At 40.0% G+C, this 13,614-nt stretch carries 13 protein-coding genes; 5 read left to right on the plus strand and 8 right to left on the minus strand.

What is annotated here, in order from left to right; genetic code table 11:
• A complete protein-coding gene (locus FTU62_RS10555) occupies window positions 1-795 on the minus strand; it encodes an RnfABCDGE type electron transport complex subunit B (RefSeq protein ID WP_180102620.1) in 795 nt (264 codons plus the stop codon).
• Window positions 796-1,125: 330 nt separating this feature from the next.
• Here FTU62_RS10555 and gdhA point away from each other — a divergent pair, with 330 nt between their 5' ends.
• Window positions 1,126-2,472, plus strand: coding sequence for an NADP-specific glutamate dehydrogenase (gene gdhA / locus FTU62_RS10560; protein WP_227591817.1), 1,347 nt, complete (start codon window positions 1,126-1,128; stop codon window positions 2,470-2,472).
• A 615-nt stretch (window positions 2,473-3,087) separates the two neighbouring features.
• Here gdhA and FTU62_RS10570 read toward each other — a convergent pair.
• From FTU62_RS10570 to rlmH, 3 genes are all read right to left on the minus strand, one after another.
• Complete coding sequence (locus FTU62_RS10570; protein ID WP_180102621.1) at window positions 3,088-3,864, minus strand: META and DUF4377 domain-containing protein; 777 nt, start codon at window positions 3,862-3,864, stop codon at window positions 3,088-3,090.
• A 168-nt stretch (window positions 3,865-4,032) separates the two neighbouring features.
• Window positions 4,033-4,809 carry a dioxygenase gene (locus FTU62_RS10575; protein ID WP_180102622.1) on the minus strand — a complete coding sequence of 259 codons (777 nt, stop codon included), beginning with the start codon at window positions 4,807-4,809 and terminating at the stop codon, window positions 4,033-4,035.
• A gap of 137 nt (window positions 4,810-4,946) precedes the next feature.
• Entirely contained in the window at window positions 4,947-5,429 is a 483-nt protein-coding gene (gene rlmH / locus FTU62_RS10580; RefSeq protein WP_078189858.1) for a 23S rRNA (pseudouridine(1915)-N(3))-methyltransferase RlmH, read from the minus strand.
• 152 nt (window positions 5,430-5,581) lie between these two features.
• Between rlmH and FTU62_RS10585 the strand changes: the two genes are divergently transcribed.
• Window positions 5,582-6,544, plus strand: coding sequence for a M20/M25/M40 family metallo-hydrolase (locus tag FTU62_RS10585; protein ID WP_180102623.1), 963 nt, complete (start codon window positions 5,582-5,584; stop codon window positions 6,542-6,544).
• Between the two features lie 418 nt (window positions 6,545-6,962).
• Here FTU62_RS10585 and lon read toward each other — a convergent pair whose 3' ends face one another.
• The 3 genes from lon to FTU62_RS10600 all read right to left on the minus strand — a co-directional run bounded on the left by lon (window position 6,963) and on the right by FTU62_RS10600 (window position 11,145).
• Window positions 6,963-9,389: an endopeptidase La gene (gene lon / locus FTU62_RS10590; protein ID WP_180102624.1), complete on the minus strand. Its 2,427-nt coding sequence runs from the start codon at window positions 9,387-9,389 to the stop codon at window positions 6,963-6,965.
• Between the two features lie 147 nt (window positions 9,390-9,536).
• Window positions 9,537-10,124, minus strand: a complete 588-nt coding sequence (locus FTU62_RS10595) for a 5-formyltetrahydrofolate cyclo-ligase (RefSeq protein ID WP_180102625.1) — start codon at window positions 10,122-10,124, stop codon at window positions 9,537-9,539.
• A 136-nt stretch (window positions 10,125-10,260) separates the two neighbouring features.
• Complete coding sequence (locus FTU62_RS10600; RefSeq protein ID WP_257223173.1) at window positions 10,261-11,145, minus strand: OmpA family protein; 885 nt, start codon at window positions 11,143-11,145, stop codon at window positions 10,261-10,263.
• Between FTU62_RS10600 and FTU62_RS10605 the strand changes: the two genes are divergently transcribed.
• The 3 genes from FTU62_RS10605 to FTU62_RS10615 are packed head-to-tail and all read left to right on the plus strand — an operon-like array spanning window position 11,126 to window position 13,448.
• Window positions 11,126-11,926, plus strand: a complete 801-nt coding sequence (locus FTU62_RS10605) for a cadherin-like domain-containing protein (protein WP_180102626.1) — start codon at window positions 11,126-11,128, stop codon at window positions 11,924-11,926. The genes FTU62_RS10600 and FTU62_RS10605 overlap by 20 nt on opposite strands.
• Window positions 11,923-12,948 (plus strand): hypothetical protein, encoded by a 1,026-nt coding sequence (locus FTU62_RS10610; RefSeq protein ID WP_180102627.1) that lies wholly within the window; start codon window positions 11,923-11,925, stop codon window positions 12,946-12,948. Before FTU62_RS10605 ends, FTU62_RS10610 begins: the two co-directional genes overlap by 4 nt.
• Window positions 12,945-13,448, plus strand: a complete 504-nt coding sequence (locus FTU62_RS10615) for a hypothetical protein (protein WP_180102628.1) — start codon at window positions 12,945-12,947, stop codon at window positions 13,446-13,448. The genes FTU62_RS10610 and FTU62_RS10615 overlap by 4 nt, the downstream gene beginning before the upstream one ends.
• A gap of 17 nt (window positions 13,449-13,465) precedes the next feature.
• Here the strand turns inward: FTU62_RS10615 and FTU62_RS10620 are convergent.
• Window positions 13,466-13,614 (minus strand): integrase core domain-containing protein (locus FTU62_RS10620; RefSeq protein ID WP_079745370.1); only part of this gene is annotated, 149 nt, incomplete at its 5' end.

Genomic DNA, 13,614 nt, shown 5'->3' on the forward strand with positions numbered 1-13,614 from the left:
TTAAGCCCCTTGCAGTTGTGTTAATTGTTGCGTGAGCGTATGGAGTAACTCACGTTTTTTTGCATCGTCTCGAACACTCAGTTGTTTTTCTAACTTTTTGATTTGTGTTCGAATTTTAGCAAGTTCAATGGTGTTTTTTGCATCGAGTTGAACGACTGGCGTAGCAGGTTTTTCCACGACTTCAATGACCGGTACTGAGTCTGTCTGGGGCGAAAATTGGGCAAAAAGTTCCGTATCAATTTCTGCGCGTACAACAGGGCCTTTACGATGAATTCGGCGCTTTTCCTCACGTTGAATATGTGCATAGTAGCGGCGACGTAAATCATTCTGTTCTGCGATTCGAACGGCTTCAGATGGCACTTGATCAAGCTCTTCAACAAGGTCGATACAATCCACGGGACAAGGTGGAATGCAGAGTTCGCAGCCCGTACATAAATCCGTCAAGACGGTATGCATCAATTTGCCTGAGCCAATAATGGCATCAACAGGGCAGGCACTAATACATTTGGTACAACCAATACATTCATCCTCACGAATTACAGCTTTAACCCGTTGCGGGCGTCCATCACTTTGGATTGGCCAAACGCTGGCTTCTGCTGTTAAGTGTGGACGATTTAATAACGCTGCTAGTGAATCTGCCACAGGTTGACCACCGGGTATACATTTATTGGCTTCTTCTCCTTCACTGATGGCTTTGGCATAGGGTAAGCAGCCGTCTCGGTGTCCACAAAGTCCACATTGAGTTTGTGGCAATAGGGCATCAATTTGTTGGATGAGGGAAATTTCAGAAGTCATGGGTAGTCGCGAGTACAAATGAAGGCAGTGAAAAACCAAAGAGGACGTTGAATTCTAGCATGTTTCAGTATGAATTGCTGTGCGCAAAAATGGGTCTATAGATGCATCATAAATGAGCAAAATAATTCATTAAAATATTCCTAAAAGTAATAATATTTATAACTAAAATATCTGAGTAATCAATTTAAATCGCTGTTCTTTAAAGAATTTAAAGATTTTTTAAAAAAACTATTGCTGATTAGTTACAAAAGATATTTAATATTTTGCGCCAAAATATATCTTTGATCAAAATTGTGATCAATTTTGATCCATACATCTGCTGAGGATTAAGTGTTGAAATATAACAGCCTTAACGACTTCCTAGACTACGTTAAAACACGTGATGAACATCAACCTGAATTTCTTCAAGCTGTTGAAGAAGTGATGACGAGCCTTTGGCCATTCATCGAAAAGAACCCACAATATGCTGACTACGGTTTGCTAGAACGTCTTGTTGAGCCTGAGCGTGCAATTCAGTTCCGTGTTTCATGGGTAGATGACAAAGGTCAAACTCAAGTTAACCGTGCTTTCCGTGTTCAATACAACTCAGCAATTGGTCCATTCAAAGGTGGTATGCGTTTCCACCCATCAGTGAACCTTTCAATTCTTAAATTCTTAGGTTTTGAACAAACTTTCAAAAATGCCTTAACTACACTTCCTATGGGTGGTGGTAAAGGTGGTTCAGATTTTGACCCTAAAGGTAAATCTGAAGGCGAAATCATGCGTTTCTGCCAAGCATTAATGATCGAATTATACCGTCATCTTGGTTCTAACACTGACATCCCTGCGGGTGACATCGGGGTAGGTGGCCGTGAAGTTGGCTACATGGCTGGTATGATGAAAAAATTAAGCAACGACACAGCATGTGTGTTCACTGGTAAAGGTTTAACTTTCGGTGGTTCACTTGCACGTCCTGAAGCAACTGGTTACGGTACTGTGTATTTCGCTGAGGAAATGCTAAAAACTCGTGGCGACAGCTTTAAAGATAAAGTTGTAACGATTTCGGGTTCTGGTAACGTTGCACAATACGCTGCTGAAAAAGCAATGTACTTGGGTGCGAAAGTGGTTTCACTTTCAGACTCAGCAGGTACTGTATACGTAAAAGACGGTTTCACAACTGAACTTCTTGCTGAAGTAATGGAATTGAAAAACGTTAAGCGTGGCCGTATTTCTGAATTTGCATCTAAGCACGGTTTTGAATATTTAGAAGGTCAACGCCCTTGGTCAATCAAATGTGATATCGCGCTGCCATGTGCAACTCAAAATGAATTAGATGAAGCTGATGCTGAAGCTCTTCTTGCTAATGGCGTAATCTGTGTTGCTGAAGGCGCAAACATGCCATCTACTTTGGCTGCAGTTGAGAAATTCGTTGAAGCGAAAATTCTTTATGCACCAGGTAAAGCTTCAAATGCAGGTGGTGTTGCAACTTCTGGTCTTGAAATGTCTCAAAACGCAATTCGTTTGGGTTGGACTTTCGAAGAAGTTGACGAGCGTCTACACGCGATCATGAAAGAAATTCACCGCAACTGCGTGAAATACGGTACTGAAGAAGATGGTACTGTGAACTATGTAAACGGTGCGAACATTGCAGGCTTCGTAAAAGTTGCTGACGCAATGCTTGCTCAAGGCGTTTACTAAGTTCTCCATAAGTTGAACTGAAAACCGAGGCTTCTGCCTCGGTTTTTTTATGGCTGAATGGTGTGGAATATATTGGATTGTTAATTAGTGCTCATCAGGGTAAGTTGGATTTCGCTATCCATAACACTGAAGTGAAAATTTAAGGGTTGGTCGAGCAAACGTTTAATATGAAGCCCTAGCTGATGTAACTGTGTGCAGAACTTCAGAGTACTCCCTACATCTCCTATAAAACGCAAAGTATGCTTTTCTACATCATAATTGTGGCCAATGTAATTACAGCCACTAAGAATGTCATACTGCCATCGTTAATTTGAGAGTTATTTGGGCGGGTAAAGCCTTATTTTCTACGAGAACCCACGTCTTTTGAGTTAATTGTTTTGCTTCAAAATCGCATCAATGGGTAATTCGCTGTATGCTTAAAAATATCTGTCTGTTGATTGCGATTCGTCAGGATGAATTCAGTAATTTGCAAGAAGGAGCTTTAGATTAACATCGCTAAAGCGTTGGCTGAACAGTACATCGTGATTTCAATACTATGCATATCCAATCAGCGTTTGCGGTTGTGTAGATATAAAAAAACCGAGGCGATGACCTCGGTTTTTTATCGGCTGTAACTTACAACATACCTTTTACGGCTTCACGTTCGACTGACATATCAAAAATATAGGCATATTTTGATTGGTCAGCAGCAGGGTTTTTACGTTCAAAACGTTTTACGCGAATAATTTGGCGTTCTGCAGGAGTGTGCTTAAAGCCTTCAATTTGATCGTAAAATAAGGTCCAGTCTTTATCAACTTGTGTTTTTAGGCCTTTTTCATCGTACTTCACTTCACGTACTTGCAAACAAGTTTGTGGAGCAACGCCTGTACATTGTTTCGTTTCAGGGCTGACTTCAAGGAAAATCGTTTCGCCTTGTGAATTATATTGGGTTTCAGGTGTTAATTTTCCAGTGAACACCAGTTTCTCACCTGTTGCAGAGATAATGGTTAACGTTGGATTTTGTGGATCTGTGGTATTTAAAACAAAAGGTGCTTTACGGTCACTAAAGAGTGAAGATGCAAGTCCTTCTTGTTTCATCGCATGATCAGGACACGCCATCATGGTAGATGCAATGTTACCTGTTACAAGTGTATTGTGTTCCACTTTCCATTGGGTTGACATGCTGTTACAGCTGGTTGAAATACCCAAAGTGCCATTTTCTAGAAAATTTAAAACCAAAGGTTTTGGTGCATTTTCAGTGGAGGTGCTCCATTGATATGAAGCTAAAGTTTTATCAGCATTTTGTTGTTGTAATACGCTCACGGCTAAATCTCCAGCTTTTTGGATATCGCTTGATTGACATGCTGCAAGGGCTAAAGGGAAGAGGGCAATTGCTAAATATTTTAATTTCATTACGCTAACTGTTCTAAGTGAATTTCAGCCTGTAGCATAACCCATTCATTTTAAAAAAATATGAATACATTCAGCTCAAATAAGTAGCAAAATGTATCCATAAATAATAATTTGTTAACTTATTAATATAAATTATGAATAAGTCAAGCTATCTCGTTTTATTCACGTTTAATCAAAACGATAAATATCCATACCCAGCGAACCCATACTAAAGCTACTGTGAACAATAGAGAAGCGGGGGCCTGCACCCATCGCAAAGAAGATGGGTGCAAAATGTTCAATGGTCGGATGGTTGCGTTGTACAAACGGGATATTTTGCCAATCGAGAACTGCATCAAAATCTTGATGAGTGAGCTTATTGACCACAAAATTACGGAATGTAGACGCCCATTCAGGCACGGCTGCGGCACGACCATCCCAAGCCAATTCACGTAAGTTATGAGTAATACTGCCCGATCCAATCAACAGAATTTGCTTGTCACGTAAAGGTGCGAGCGTTTGTCCAATTTTATAGATCTCTTGCGCAGACATGGTCATCGGCAGTGATATTTCAATCACAGGAATGTCGGCATCAGGATACATATGCAACAACGGCATCCAAACGCCATGATCACGTGGACGAGTGCTGTTGGCATGTGCTGATAATCCTGCATTGGCAAGCAAATGAAGGATTTCTTCAGCAAGCGCTGGGTTACCCGGTGCTGGATAACGAATATCATAAAGTTCCGCAGGGAAACCACGGAAGTCATGCCAAGTTTCAGGGCGGGCACTGGTACTCACTTCTAGTGCGTTACTTTCCCAATGTGCTGACATGATAACAATGGCTTCAGGTTTTGGAAGATTCAGGCTTAAACGTTCCAACGCATGACCGACTTGCTCAGGATTGATGGCAAGCATAGGTGAGCCATGGGAAATAAATAAACCTGGAAGTGTTTGTAAATTCATCGCGGTCGCCGCTGGTTGTTTAAAGGAATATGATGATCATGCACTAAATTATTCAGCGTAACAATTCGGATAATTTCAACGGTTTGTTTCATTGTTGCAACGCTGTAATTGCTGTATACGCTGGATGTCAGTTCGGATTAACCCGCACGATGGTAAGGGTGATTATGATTAATACTCATTGCACGGTATAGCTGTTCGATGAGCATGACACGAACCATTGGATGCGGCAAAGTTAGTTTAGACAAAGACCAATGCCATGCTGCAGCTTTACGTACTGCTTCAGAATGTCCATCTGGCCCACCAATGGCTAAAACCACATCATTGCCTTCAAGCATCCAACCTTTCATGGTTTCAGCTAGTTTTTCCGTACTGAACTCTCGACCACCGACTTCTAAGGCGATCAGCACTTCATTCGATTTCATGGCATTTAAAATGCTGTCACCTTCAATTTGACGGTATTTTAAAATGTCGGCTTCTGAGTCGTTCTTGCCACGTTTAGCCATAGGCAGTTCAATGATCTGCGTTTGAACAAATGGCTGAATACGTTTGAAATAATCTTCAAAACCCGTCAGAACCCATGCTGGCATTTTTTGACCGATTGTCAGAATACGAATTTTCATACAGCGCCTGAAAGTATACAAAAGAGCATTATAACGGTTCGCTTGCGCTTTGTATGTTTAGACACAATTTGCAATTGAAATCGTGTTCTGCTTGCTGTTTAAATACGCAGCATAAACAGATTAGATCAAAGATGAAAATTGGAATAATAACAATGAAAAAAACATGGCAGGACGGTAAATTATTTTTGCTCAAGCAAGCAGCAATGCTTTCAATTTTTGCATTGTGTTCATTTGCGGCGTATGCCAACAATATTAGAACGGCTGAACCAGATAATTTAAAAGTCTATTTAGAACAAATTATTGGTAATGAAGCTGAATATCGTAACTATAAGAACATTCAAGAGTTAAACCGGGTGTCTGCTTGGATTCGTGAGCAGATGCGTTTATTTGGTGTGAATTGTCGTTTTCAAACCTATACCGTAAACAGCCAGCCATACCGTAATGTGGTCTGTCCCTTAAATGCAGGGCATAGCAACCGAGTGATCGTTGGTGCGCACTACGATGTATTTGAGGAGCAGCATGGCGCCGATGATAATGCTTCTGGCGTTGCAGGTGTACTCGAAGCTGCTCGGATTCTTTCGGCTGAAAAAGCGCGTTTAAAACAAAATATTGAGTTTGTATTTTATACCCTCGAAGAACCGCCATATTTTAGAACAGAGTCGATGGGCAGTTTTATCCATGCAAAATCGGTAGCAAAGGAAAAGGATAAAATTTCAGGTGTGTATATTCTGGAAATGATTGGTTATTTTGATCCCAAAGTCACTCAAGATTATCCAGTTGGACTGAAATGGATTTATCCATCTCATACGAATTTTATTGCATCGGTGGGGAATATTCAGTCTCGGGACTTAACCTCATCGTATTGTGCGGCGATGGAGTCTTTGAAGCAACTACAATGTGAGCGCTTGATTTCACCTTCATTTATTCAGGGTGTGGATTTTTCAGACCATATGAATTATTGGCAATTTGATATGCCGGCGATGATGATCACTGATACGGCATTTTATCGTAATAAGCACTATCACACCGAGCAAGATACCTTGGATAAATTAAACTTAGACAAAATGGCTCAAGTGATCGATGGTTTGGTGAAAACCATCTTAAATTTGAAATAGCATGTCTTTAAACACATGACATAAAAAACGCAGCCCCGAAAGCCTGTGGACTGCGATAAAAGGTCATCTACCTGGAGATGTAGATGACCATCTTGTTCCAATGATCATCACGCTTTTAGACGTGATTGGAACCAATAAAGAAACATACAGCGCGTATATCTCTCTACTATATATGTGGGATAGAGGGCGATATTTCAAGTAATAGCATTCAAATTTTGTAAGACTTTCTAATTGGCTATTCTTGATCTTGATGTCGAATTTGAAATAGTTATCCAATCCATAGTTGTAGCTGTTTTCTTGAGTCTTGTCATAGCGAAGGATTTGAATGAAATTTTTCGAATATGCAGTATGAAATAATGGATATAAAAAAGCCCTGTCGAAACAGGGCTTTTTTTCTTTTATTGCGAGTTGCTAGCGCTTAGTGACGAGCAGCTTTGCCACCTTCAGTTGCTTTGACAATCGGTGTCTTTGCAAGAGGTTTAGGCATATCAACCAAGGCTAGAGATAAAATCTCATCAATCGATTTCACTGGTTTAATTTCTAGACCTTCTTTGACATTATCTGGAATCTCAGTCAAGTCACGAACGTTATCTTGTGGGATAAAGACAAGCTTGATGCCACCACGGTGAGCAGCGAGAAGTTTCTCTTTTAAACCACCAATGCGCATTGCACGGCCACCAAGACTGGTTTCACCTGTCATCGCAATATCTGGACGAATCGCAATGCCTGTAAACGCTGAAACCAGAGCAGTGGTCAGGGCTAGACCAGCAGATGGGCCATCTTTCGGTGTTGCACCTTCTGGTAAATGCACGTGTACATCAGTTTCTTCAAAGCGAATCGCTTCAATACCCAGTTCATCTGCACGGGTACGTACAACGGTCATCGCTGCTGTGATCGATTCTTTCATGACATCGCCAAGAGAACCGGTGGTAATGAACTTGCCTTTACCTTTTACTGCCGCAACTTCAATCGTTAGTAGTTCACCACCAACAGATGTCCATGCCAAGCCATTTACACGACCCACTTCAGCTTCTTCTTCGGCCATACCGAAGTCGAATTTGTGTGGACCTAAGTAGTTAGGAAGATTTTTCGAATCCACTTCAATTTGAAGATTTTTCGCTTTCTTGCTCACTGCTTCTTTTACCACTTTACGTGCAATTTTTGACACTTCGCGTTCTAAGCTACGAACACCGGCTTCACGTGTATAACGTTGTACGATATCGCGAATAGCTTCTTCGTGAACGGTTAATTCTTTTGCACGTAGGCCATTATTCTTGATGGCTTTTGGAACAAGGTAACGTTCAGCAATATTCACTTTTTCATCTTCGGTGTAACCCGGTAGACGAATCACTTCCATACGGTCAAGCAAAGCTTCTGGAATATTCATGCTGTTTGCAGTACAGATGAACATCACTTCAGAAAGGTCTAGATCAAGATCTAAGTAGTGATCATTGAACTTGCTGTTTTGTGATGGATCTAGGACTTCAAGCAATGCTGAAGCAGGGTCTCCACGGTAGTCTTGCGCCATTTTGTCAATTTCATCGAGTAAGAACAGAGGGTTCTTTACGCCAACCTTAGACAAAGATTGCACAATTTTACCTGGCATCGCACCAATATAAGTACGACGGTGACCACGGATTTCAGCTTCATCACGCACGCCGCCAAGCGCCATACGGACAAATTCACGACCAGTTGCTTTGGCAACAGATTCACCGAGTGAAGTTTTACCTACACCTGGAGGACCAACTAAGCACAGGATTGGGCCACGAAGTTTTTTTACACGTGATTGAACAGCAAGGTATTCCACAATGCGGTCTTTCACGTCGTCTAAACCATAGTGATCGGCATCAAGAATATCTTGAGCTTTCGCAAGGTTAATGCTGACTTTGCTAGCTTTGTTCCAAGGCGTATCTAAAATAACTTCTAGATAGTTACGCACGACAGCAGCTTCGCTCGAAGCAGGTTGCATTGCTTTTAGCTTACGGAACTCATTTTCAGCTTTCTTGCGTACATGTTCAGGTAAATCGGCTTCAGCTAGACGTTTTTCAATTTCTGCAACGTCATCCTCACCACCGCCATTCATGTCAGAAAGTTCGCGTTGAATGACCTTCATTTTTTCATTTAAGAAGTATTCACGCTGATTCTTTTCCATTTGGCGTTTTACAGAATCATGTAAGGTTTGCTCAATTTGCTGTTCTTCTGACTGTTGTAATAAATACGTCATCAGCTCAGCTAAATGTGCTTCAAATTCATCATGCTCTAAGAATTTTTGTTTTACATCAATATTCAAAGGCACGCGTGTTGCTACAAAGAATAATAGTTGTAGCAAATCATCAATTTTATTGGCTGCTGCAATCAATTCACGTGCGTTACGCAATTTTGCTTCTGCATATTGAGCAAATAAGGTGCGTAATTCTTCCACACGGTTATTCTGAGTTTCTGAGTCTACAGAAACCGTCATTGGGCTTAATGAATGCTCGGCAGTCAGGTAATCATCGGCATCGATAATTTTTTCTAACTTGGCACGATATAAGCCTTCAATCAGTACTTTTATACAGTTTTCATCATTCTCATGATTCACAACTTGCACAATCTTCGCGACAGTACCGTATTGATATAAATTGTCGTGATCAATTTCTTCTGTTAGCGAATCTTTTTGTGCAACTACGAATACAAGATTGTCACTGTCACGTGCGACATTGACTGCATTGATCGACTTTTCACGACCCACAAACAGTGCAATTTGCATGTGAGGATATACAACCACATCTCGTAGCGCTAAGAGCGGTAATACGCTCGGAATTGTAGTTTCCAAGCTTTCTTCATTCATAATAATCTCAGACATGGGCACTCCTAATGAGTGACAACGGTGTTGCCATGTTTTTTATAGTGATGTGTATTTTTTAAATTACAAGGGTCATGCCAATTAAAATGTATAAAAAATGACTAAATATGTGATTTATAAGTGTAACTCAGTGTCAAGAATATCAAATTAACGTTTGAAGCTTAAAGTTTGAGATGGGCTAATAAAGCCATCTAGCGGTTGATCCCATGCCTCTCGGACCAAAGAGTCTTGAATGAGTTGAAAATCATAACCAAGTCCTAAACGGTAGGGGGTAGAGTGGGCTGTTGCTAATGTTTTATCGTAGAAGCCACCCCCCATACCAATACGTGTGCCGTACTTATCGCAAGCCAGCAAGGGCATTATTAAAAGGTCAAGGTGAGAAACATGCTTCCCGCGGCTTGCCATCGGTTCTTTCATACCGAGCGGGTGATGAGAAAAACGTTTACTAATATATTGATGACGTGAGATTTCAACCCAAACCAGTTGCTGATTCATGTTGCAAATCATGGGTAAATACACGTGTTTTTGATGTGCAAAACAGTAGTGGATGATCTTTTGAGTGTGAATTTCACCGAATGCATGTAAATACACGCCTATATGCTGACTGCGCTGAAAATGACTGAGTCTGACTAAACGCTGTAGGACTTGTTGTTCAGCTTGTCGTTGGGTCCATAGGTTTAGGCTACGACGCTGCTTGCGGAGTTGTTTACGAAGGCTGGTGGTGCTGAAAGTCATGATTCATTTCAAAGTAGCACAAAATTCTCAAAGGCATTTTAACGCGTTCAAGCTTAAAAGTCCGAAAAAATAGGTTTTATCTTTTTTATATAAAGCGTTCCTTAAACACTAGTTAGCTTAAGGAACGCATACTTATTTAAGGTTTTTTTATACCAAGAATTTGCACATCAACACGGCGGTCTGCTTGTAAGCAAGCTTTTAAGGCATTTCGATCTTGCACATCAAAACAACCATTGGTTACAGGCTGAGTTTCACCTGCTGAAGCGAAACTTAATTTATCAGCAGCAATCCCTTGGTTCATTAAGTAATTTTTGACAGTTAGTGCACGTTGCAATGCAAGTTGCTGATTATATTTTTCACTGCCTAAACGGTCGGTATGGCCGGTAAGCTTAATCATATCAATACGTGCATATTGGTAATTAAGTTTAGTTGCTAGTTCATTCAAGCTTGATTTACCAGCAGGAAGTAAATCGGTTAATTTGCCACCATTAAATTTAAATAAAGAATCGGCAGCTAAATTTATATTATCTAAACTCGGTTCAATTGGTTTTATCACATTATTTAGAGCATTTTCTCTAATCGGGCAATTATTAATCGTAGTGCCATCATTATTTAATATAATAGGTTTGCCATTATTATCAACTGTAAGTAATAAGTTATTCAAAAGTGAATTTTCGTTTACACAATAGCTAACTGAATAATTTTCACAAAGATTTGTACAATTTTTCACCTTAAATTGGTATTCACCTTCTTTTAAATAAAAATCAGCAGAATTATTAATATAAAAATCACCGGCTTTAAAGTCATCTATATAGAGCTTAGTTGCACATTTTTGGTTCTTAGCTTGATCATCTGCGCATAATTTTTCATCACGTTGAACATGTATTTTGTATGCATCAATCATATTGTTTTGAAACAATAAATTATCTGGTTTTGCATATTTATTTACGCCAGGAAAAGTTGAACATGCGACAACTGAGCGTCCACAAGTTGAAGTGACTGTGACACCGAATGGTGACATCGTACAGACTTACCCTGATGACACCGATCCATCCACAATTACGCCTGACCAAATTACGGTTAAAGATCCAAATGGCAAAGACATTGTGGTTGAGTTTGGTACACCTGAGACTCAACCAGACGGTTCAATTACGGTAACGGGTAAAGTGCCAGAGGACGTTGAAGGCAAAGTTACGGTTAATGTACCAGAAGGTTCATATGAAGACACTTCGGGTAACCTGGGTCTACCAGGTACATGCAACGAAAACATCAATATGGTTCCGCTTGTAGCAGAAGTGACGATTACACCAGACGGTAAGATCACTGTGATTTATCCGGATGATGTGGACCCTGACACGATTGAAAAAGACAAAATTGTTGTTGAAGGTCCAAATGGTCCAATCGAAGTACCATTTACACCTGCTGTGAAACAACCAGATGGCTCATATGTGGTGACTGGTGAAGTTCCTCTGGGTGTTGATGGTGACATTACAGTAACTGTCCCAACAGAAAGCTATGAAGATAAATCAGGTAATCCGGGTGAGGAAGTAGATAAAACTGTCCCAGTGGACAATATCGCTCCTGAAGTTGAAACAACCCAAGTGGTTACGACAGAAGATCAAAGTGTGACATTAACATGGGCGCATTTTGGTATTTCAGATGCAAATACAGCAAATGATCAGCTTGTTATTACGGTAACAAATCTGCCAAAAGACGGTGTATTGACAATCGTAGATGCTGCTGGGAATAAAACACCAATCATCGCGGGTCAAACACTATCTTATGCTGATATTAAGGTATGAAAATTTATGCTATTACAGAGAACGGAACTCGAGTATTGCTTGGAACTGCGGATACAAATGGCAATTTAAGTTTTGTCGCTGATGGAATGAGTATCGAAGGTTCAAGCTTAGTGGCGATTGCACCACCAAGTTTGGTTGTTACAGGTAATTCTTTGAAGTTGAATGTGAAGCTTGAATCTCTTGCAACTGAAAAATCGAATGGTTCAACTGCAAGTTCAGAACTAGAGTTCGGTGTAATTTTGTATCCTGCTTCTGTAACAAACGCTGCACCTGAAATTGAAATTGAACCAGAAGTAGTCACTGTTGGTGTAGCTGTTGCCGGTCAAAAAATTGCTGCTTATGCTGCATCGGATGCAGATAATGATAGTCTGACTGTGACATTTGCTAATGGCTCGACAGTTAGTGCCGACGGTTTCTATCAATTATCAGTGGCTGATCAATCTGTAACTTTAACTCAGAAAGGTGCGGATCAGCTAAATTCAGGTGCTGTATTGCCTTCGATAAGTCTTCAAGTTACTGATGGTAAAGTTACAACTCCTGTAACTGGCAATGCTGAACTCATTGAGTTAAAAGCAACATTAACAAGTGAAATTTCGGTATCAGGGTCAACATCAGGTGGAACTGGTGGTGCGTCAAGTTCAGTGATTAACGTTCCAAACCTAGGTACGATTTATAAAGATGCACAAGGTAATTATGTTTCTGATGATCTTGTTGCGGGTGCGAAAATTGTAGATATTGCTGCACAGATGCAAGCTATTATCAATGATCCACAGTATGGTAATGATTTCAATAAAATTAACAATGCGCTAAGAATCTTTACTAATTTGAAAAGTGAAATTAACGTTTCTGAAATTATTATTATCAATTGGGAGAAAATTAACAAAGTTCTGACTCAGAAAGAGCTTGGCTTAATTTCTCAAATAGTTTCCCTAAAGACTTTGGAGGTCAAAAAGGTACTCCGAGTGATTGGATTGTATTTGATGAAGCGTATTCAGGTGAAAAATATCCTGTCAATTCAATGATTTTAAACAACTCTGATACAACCAGCTATATTGATGGTTTTAACTTAAGTATTACGGGTGTCCAAAATGTAAGTGGTTTCCAAATTAATATGTTGGAAGGTGTACTATTTACGGATGGAACTCAAATTGCTAAGACAGGTGAGAAAAATCAAAATGGACAGGATCAACTTGGTGTAGTAGCTCCGGAAGCAGACGCTCCAGAGAAAGTTTTACAATTTACTTTACATGCAGAAGTTCTAAATGATGCAGAGGAAAATGTGAATGTAAATGGTGTGAAATTTAAATCTGCTGCTCTTGATGCTTTAGTTGATACCAAAGTTTCGGTAAATGGTATATCAGTAAGCAAAGATTCAGATGGGTATTATACTTATCAAGGCACTTCAAGTAGTCAAGTTGAAGATTTTGTAGTGAAAGTTACAGTCCCTGAAACCTCAATTCAAGATGTAAATGTACTTAAGAGGTGGTTCCACTTGTTTGAACAACTAAAAGCGTATTTATAAGTGATATTCCGCTCTAGTTAAGCCACCTTGTTTTGTTGCGGTAGCTGATCATAGTAAAACTCATTTGGTGTCATTTTGTCTAGACTCGAATGAGGTCGTTTCAGATTATAAAACTCAAAATATGCACTCAATTGCTTTTTCGCATCTGTGACACTGCTATAAGCTT

The organism is Acinetobacter sp. YH12126, from assembly GCF_013418745.1.
GTDB classification, from domain to species: Bacteria; Pseudomonadota; Gammaproteobacteria; order Pseudomonadales; family Moraxellaceae; genus Acinetobacter; species Acinetobacter amyesii.

What these genes read in the sequence shown, in the direction of transcription:
- FTU62_RS10570 (WP_180102621.1), bottom strand. Translation starts at nt 3,864, where the DNA reads ATGAAATTAAAATATTTAGCAATTGCCCTCTTCCCTTTAGCCCTTGCA.
- lon (WP_180102624.1), bottom strand. Translation starts at nt 9,389, where the DNA reads ATGTCTGAGATTATTATGAATGAAGAAAGCTTGGAAACTACAATTCCG.
- FTU62_RS10600 (WP_257223173.1), bottom strand. Translation starts at nt 11,145, where the DNA reads ATGTCACCATTCGGTGTCACAGTCACTTCAACTTGTGGACGCTCAGTT.
- rlmH (WP_078189858.1), bottom strand. Translation starts at nt 5,429, where the DNA reads ATGAAAATTCGTATTCTGACAATCGGTCAAAAAATGCCAGCATGGGTT.
- FTU62_RS10575 (WP_180102622.1), bottom strand. Translation starts at nt 4,809, where the DNA reads ATGAATTTACAAACACTTCCAGGTTTATTTATTTCCCATGGCTCACCT.
- FTU62_RS10610 (WP_180102627.1), top strand. Translation starts at nt 11,923, where the DNA reads ATGAAAATTTATGCTATTACAGAGAACGGAACTCGAGTATTGCTTGGA.
- FTU62_RS10615 (WP_180102628.1), top strand. Translation starts at nt 12,945, where the DNA reads ATGATTTTAAACAACTCTGATACAACCAGCTATATTGATGGTTTTAAC.
- FTU62_RS10595 (WP_180102625.1), bottom strand. Translation starts at nt 10,124, where the DNA reads ATGACTTTCAGCACCACCAGCCTTCGTAAACAACTCCGCAAGCAGCGT.
- FTU62_RS10555 (WP_180102620.1), bottom strand. Translation starts at nt 795, where the DNA reads ATGACTTCTGAAATTTCCCTCATCCAACAAATTGATGCCCTATTGCCA.
- FTU62_RS10585 (WP_180102623.1), top strand. Translation starts at nt 5,582, where the DNA reads ATGAAAAAAACATGGCAGGACGGTAAATTATTTTTGCTCAAGCAAGCA.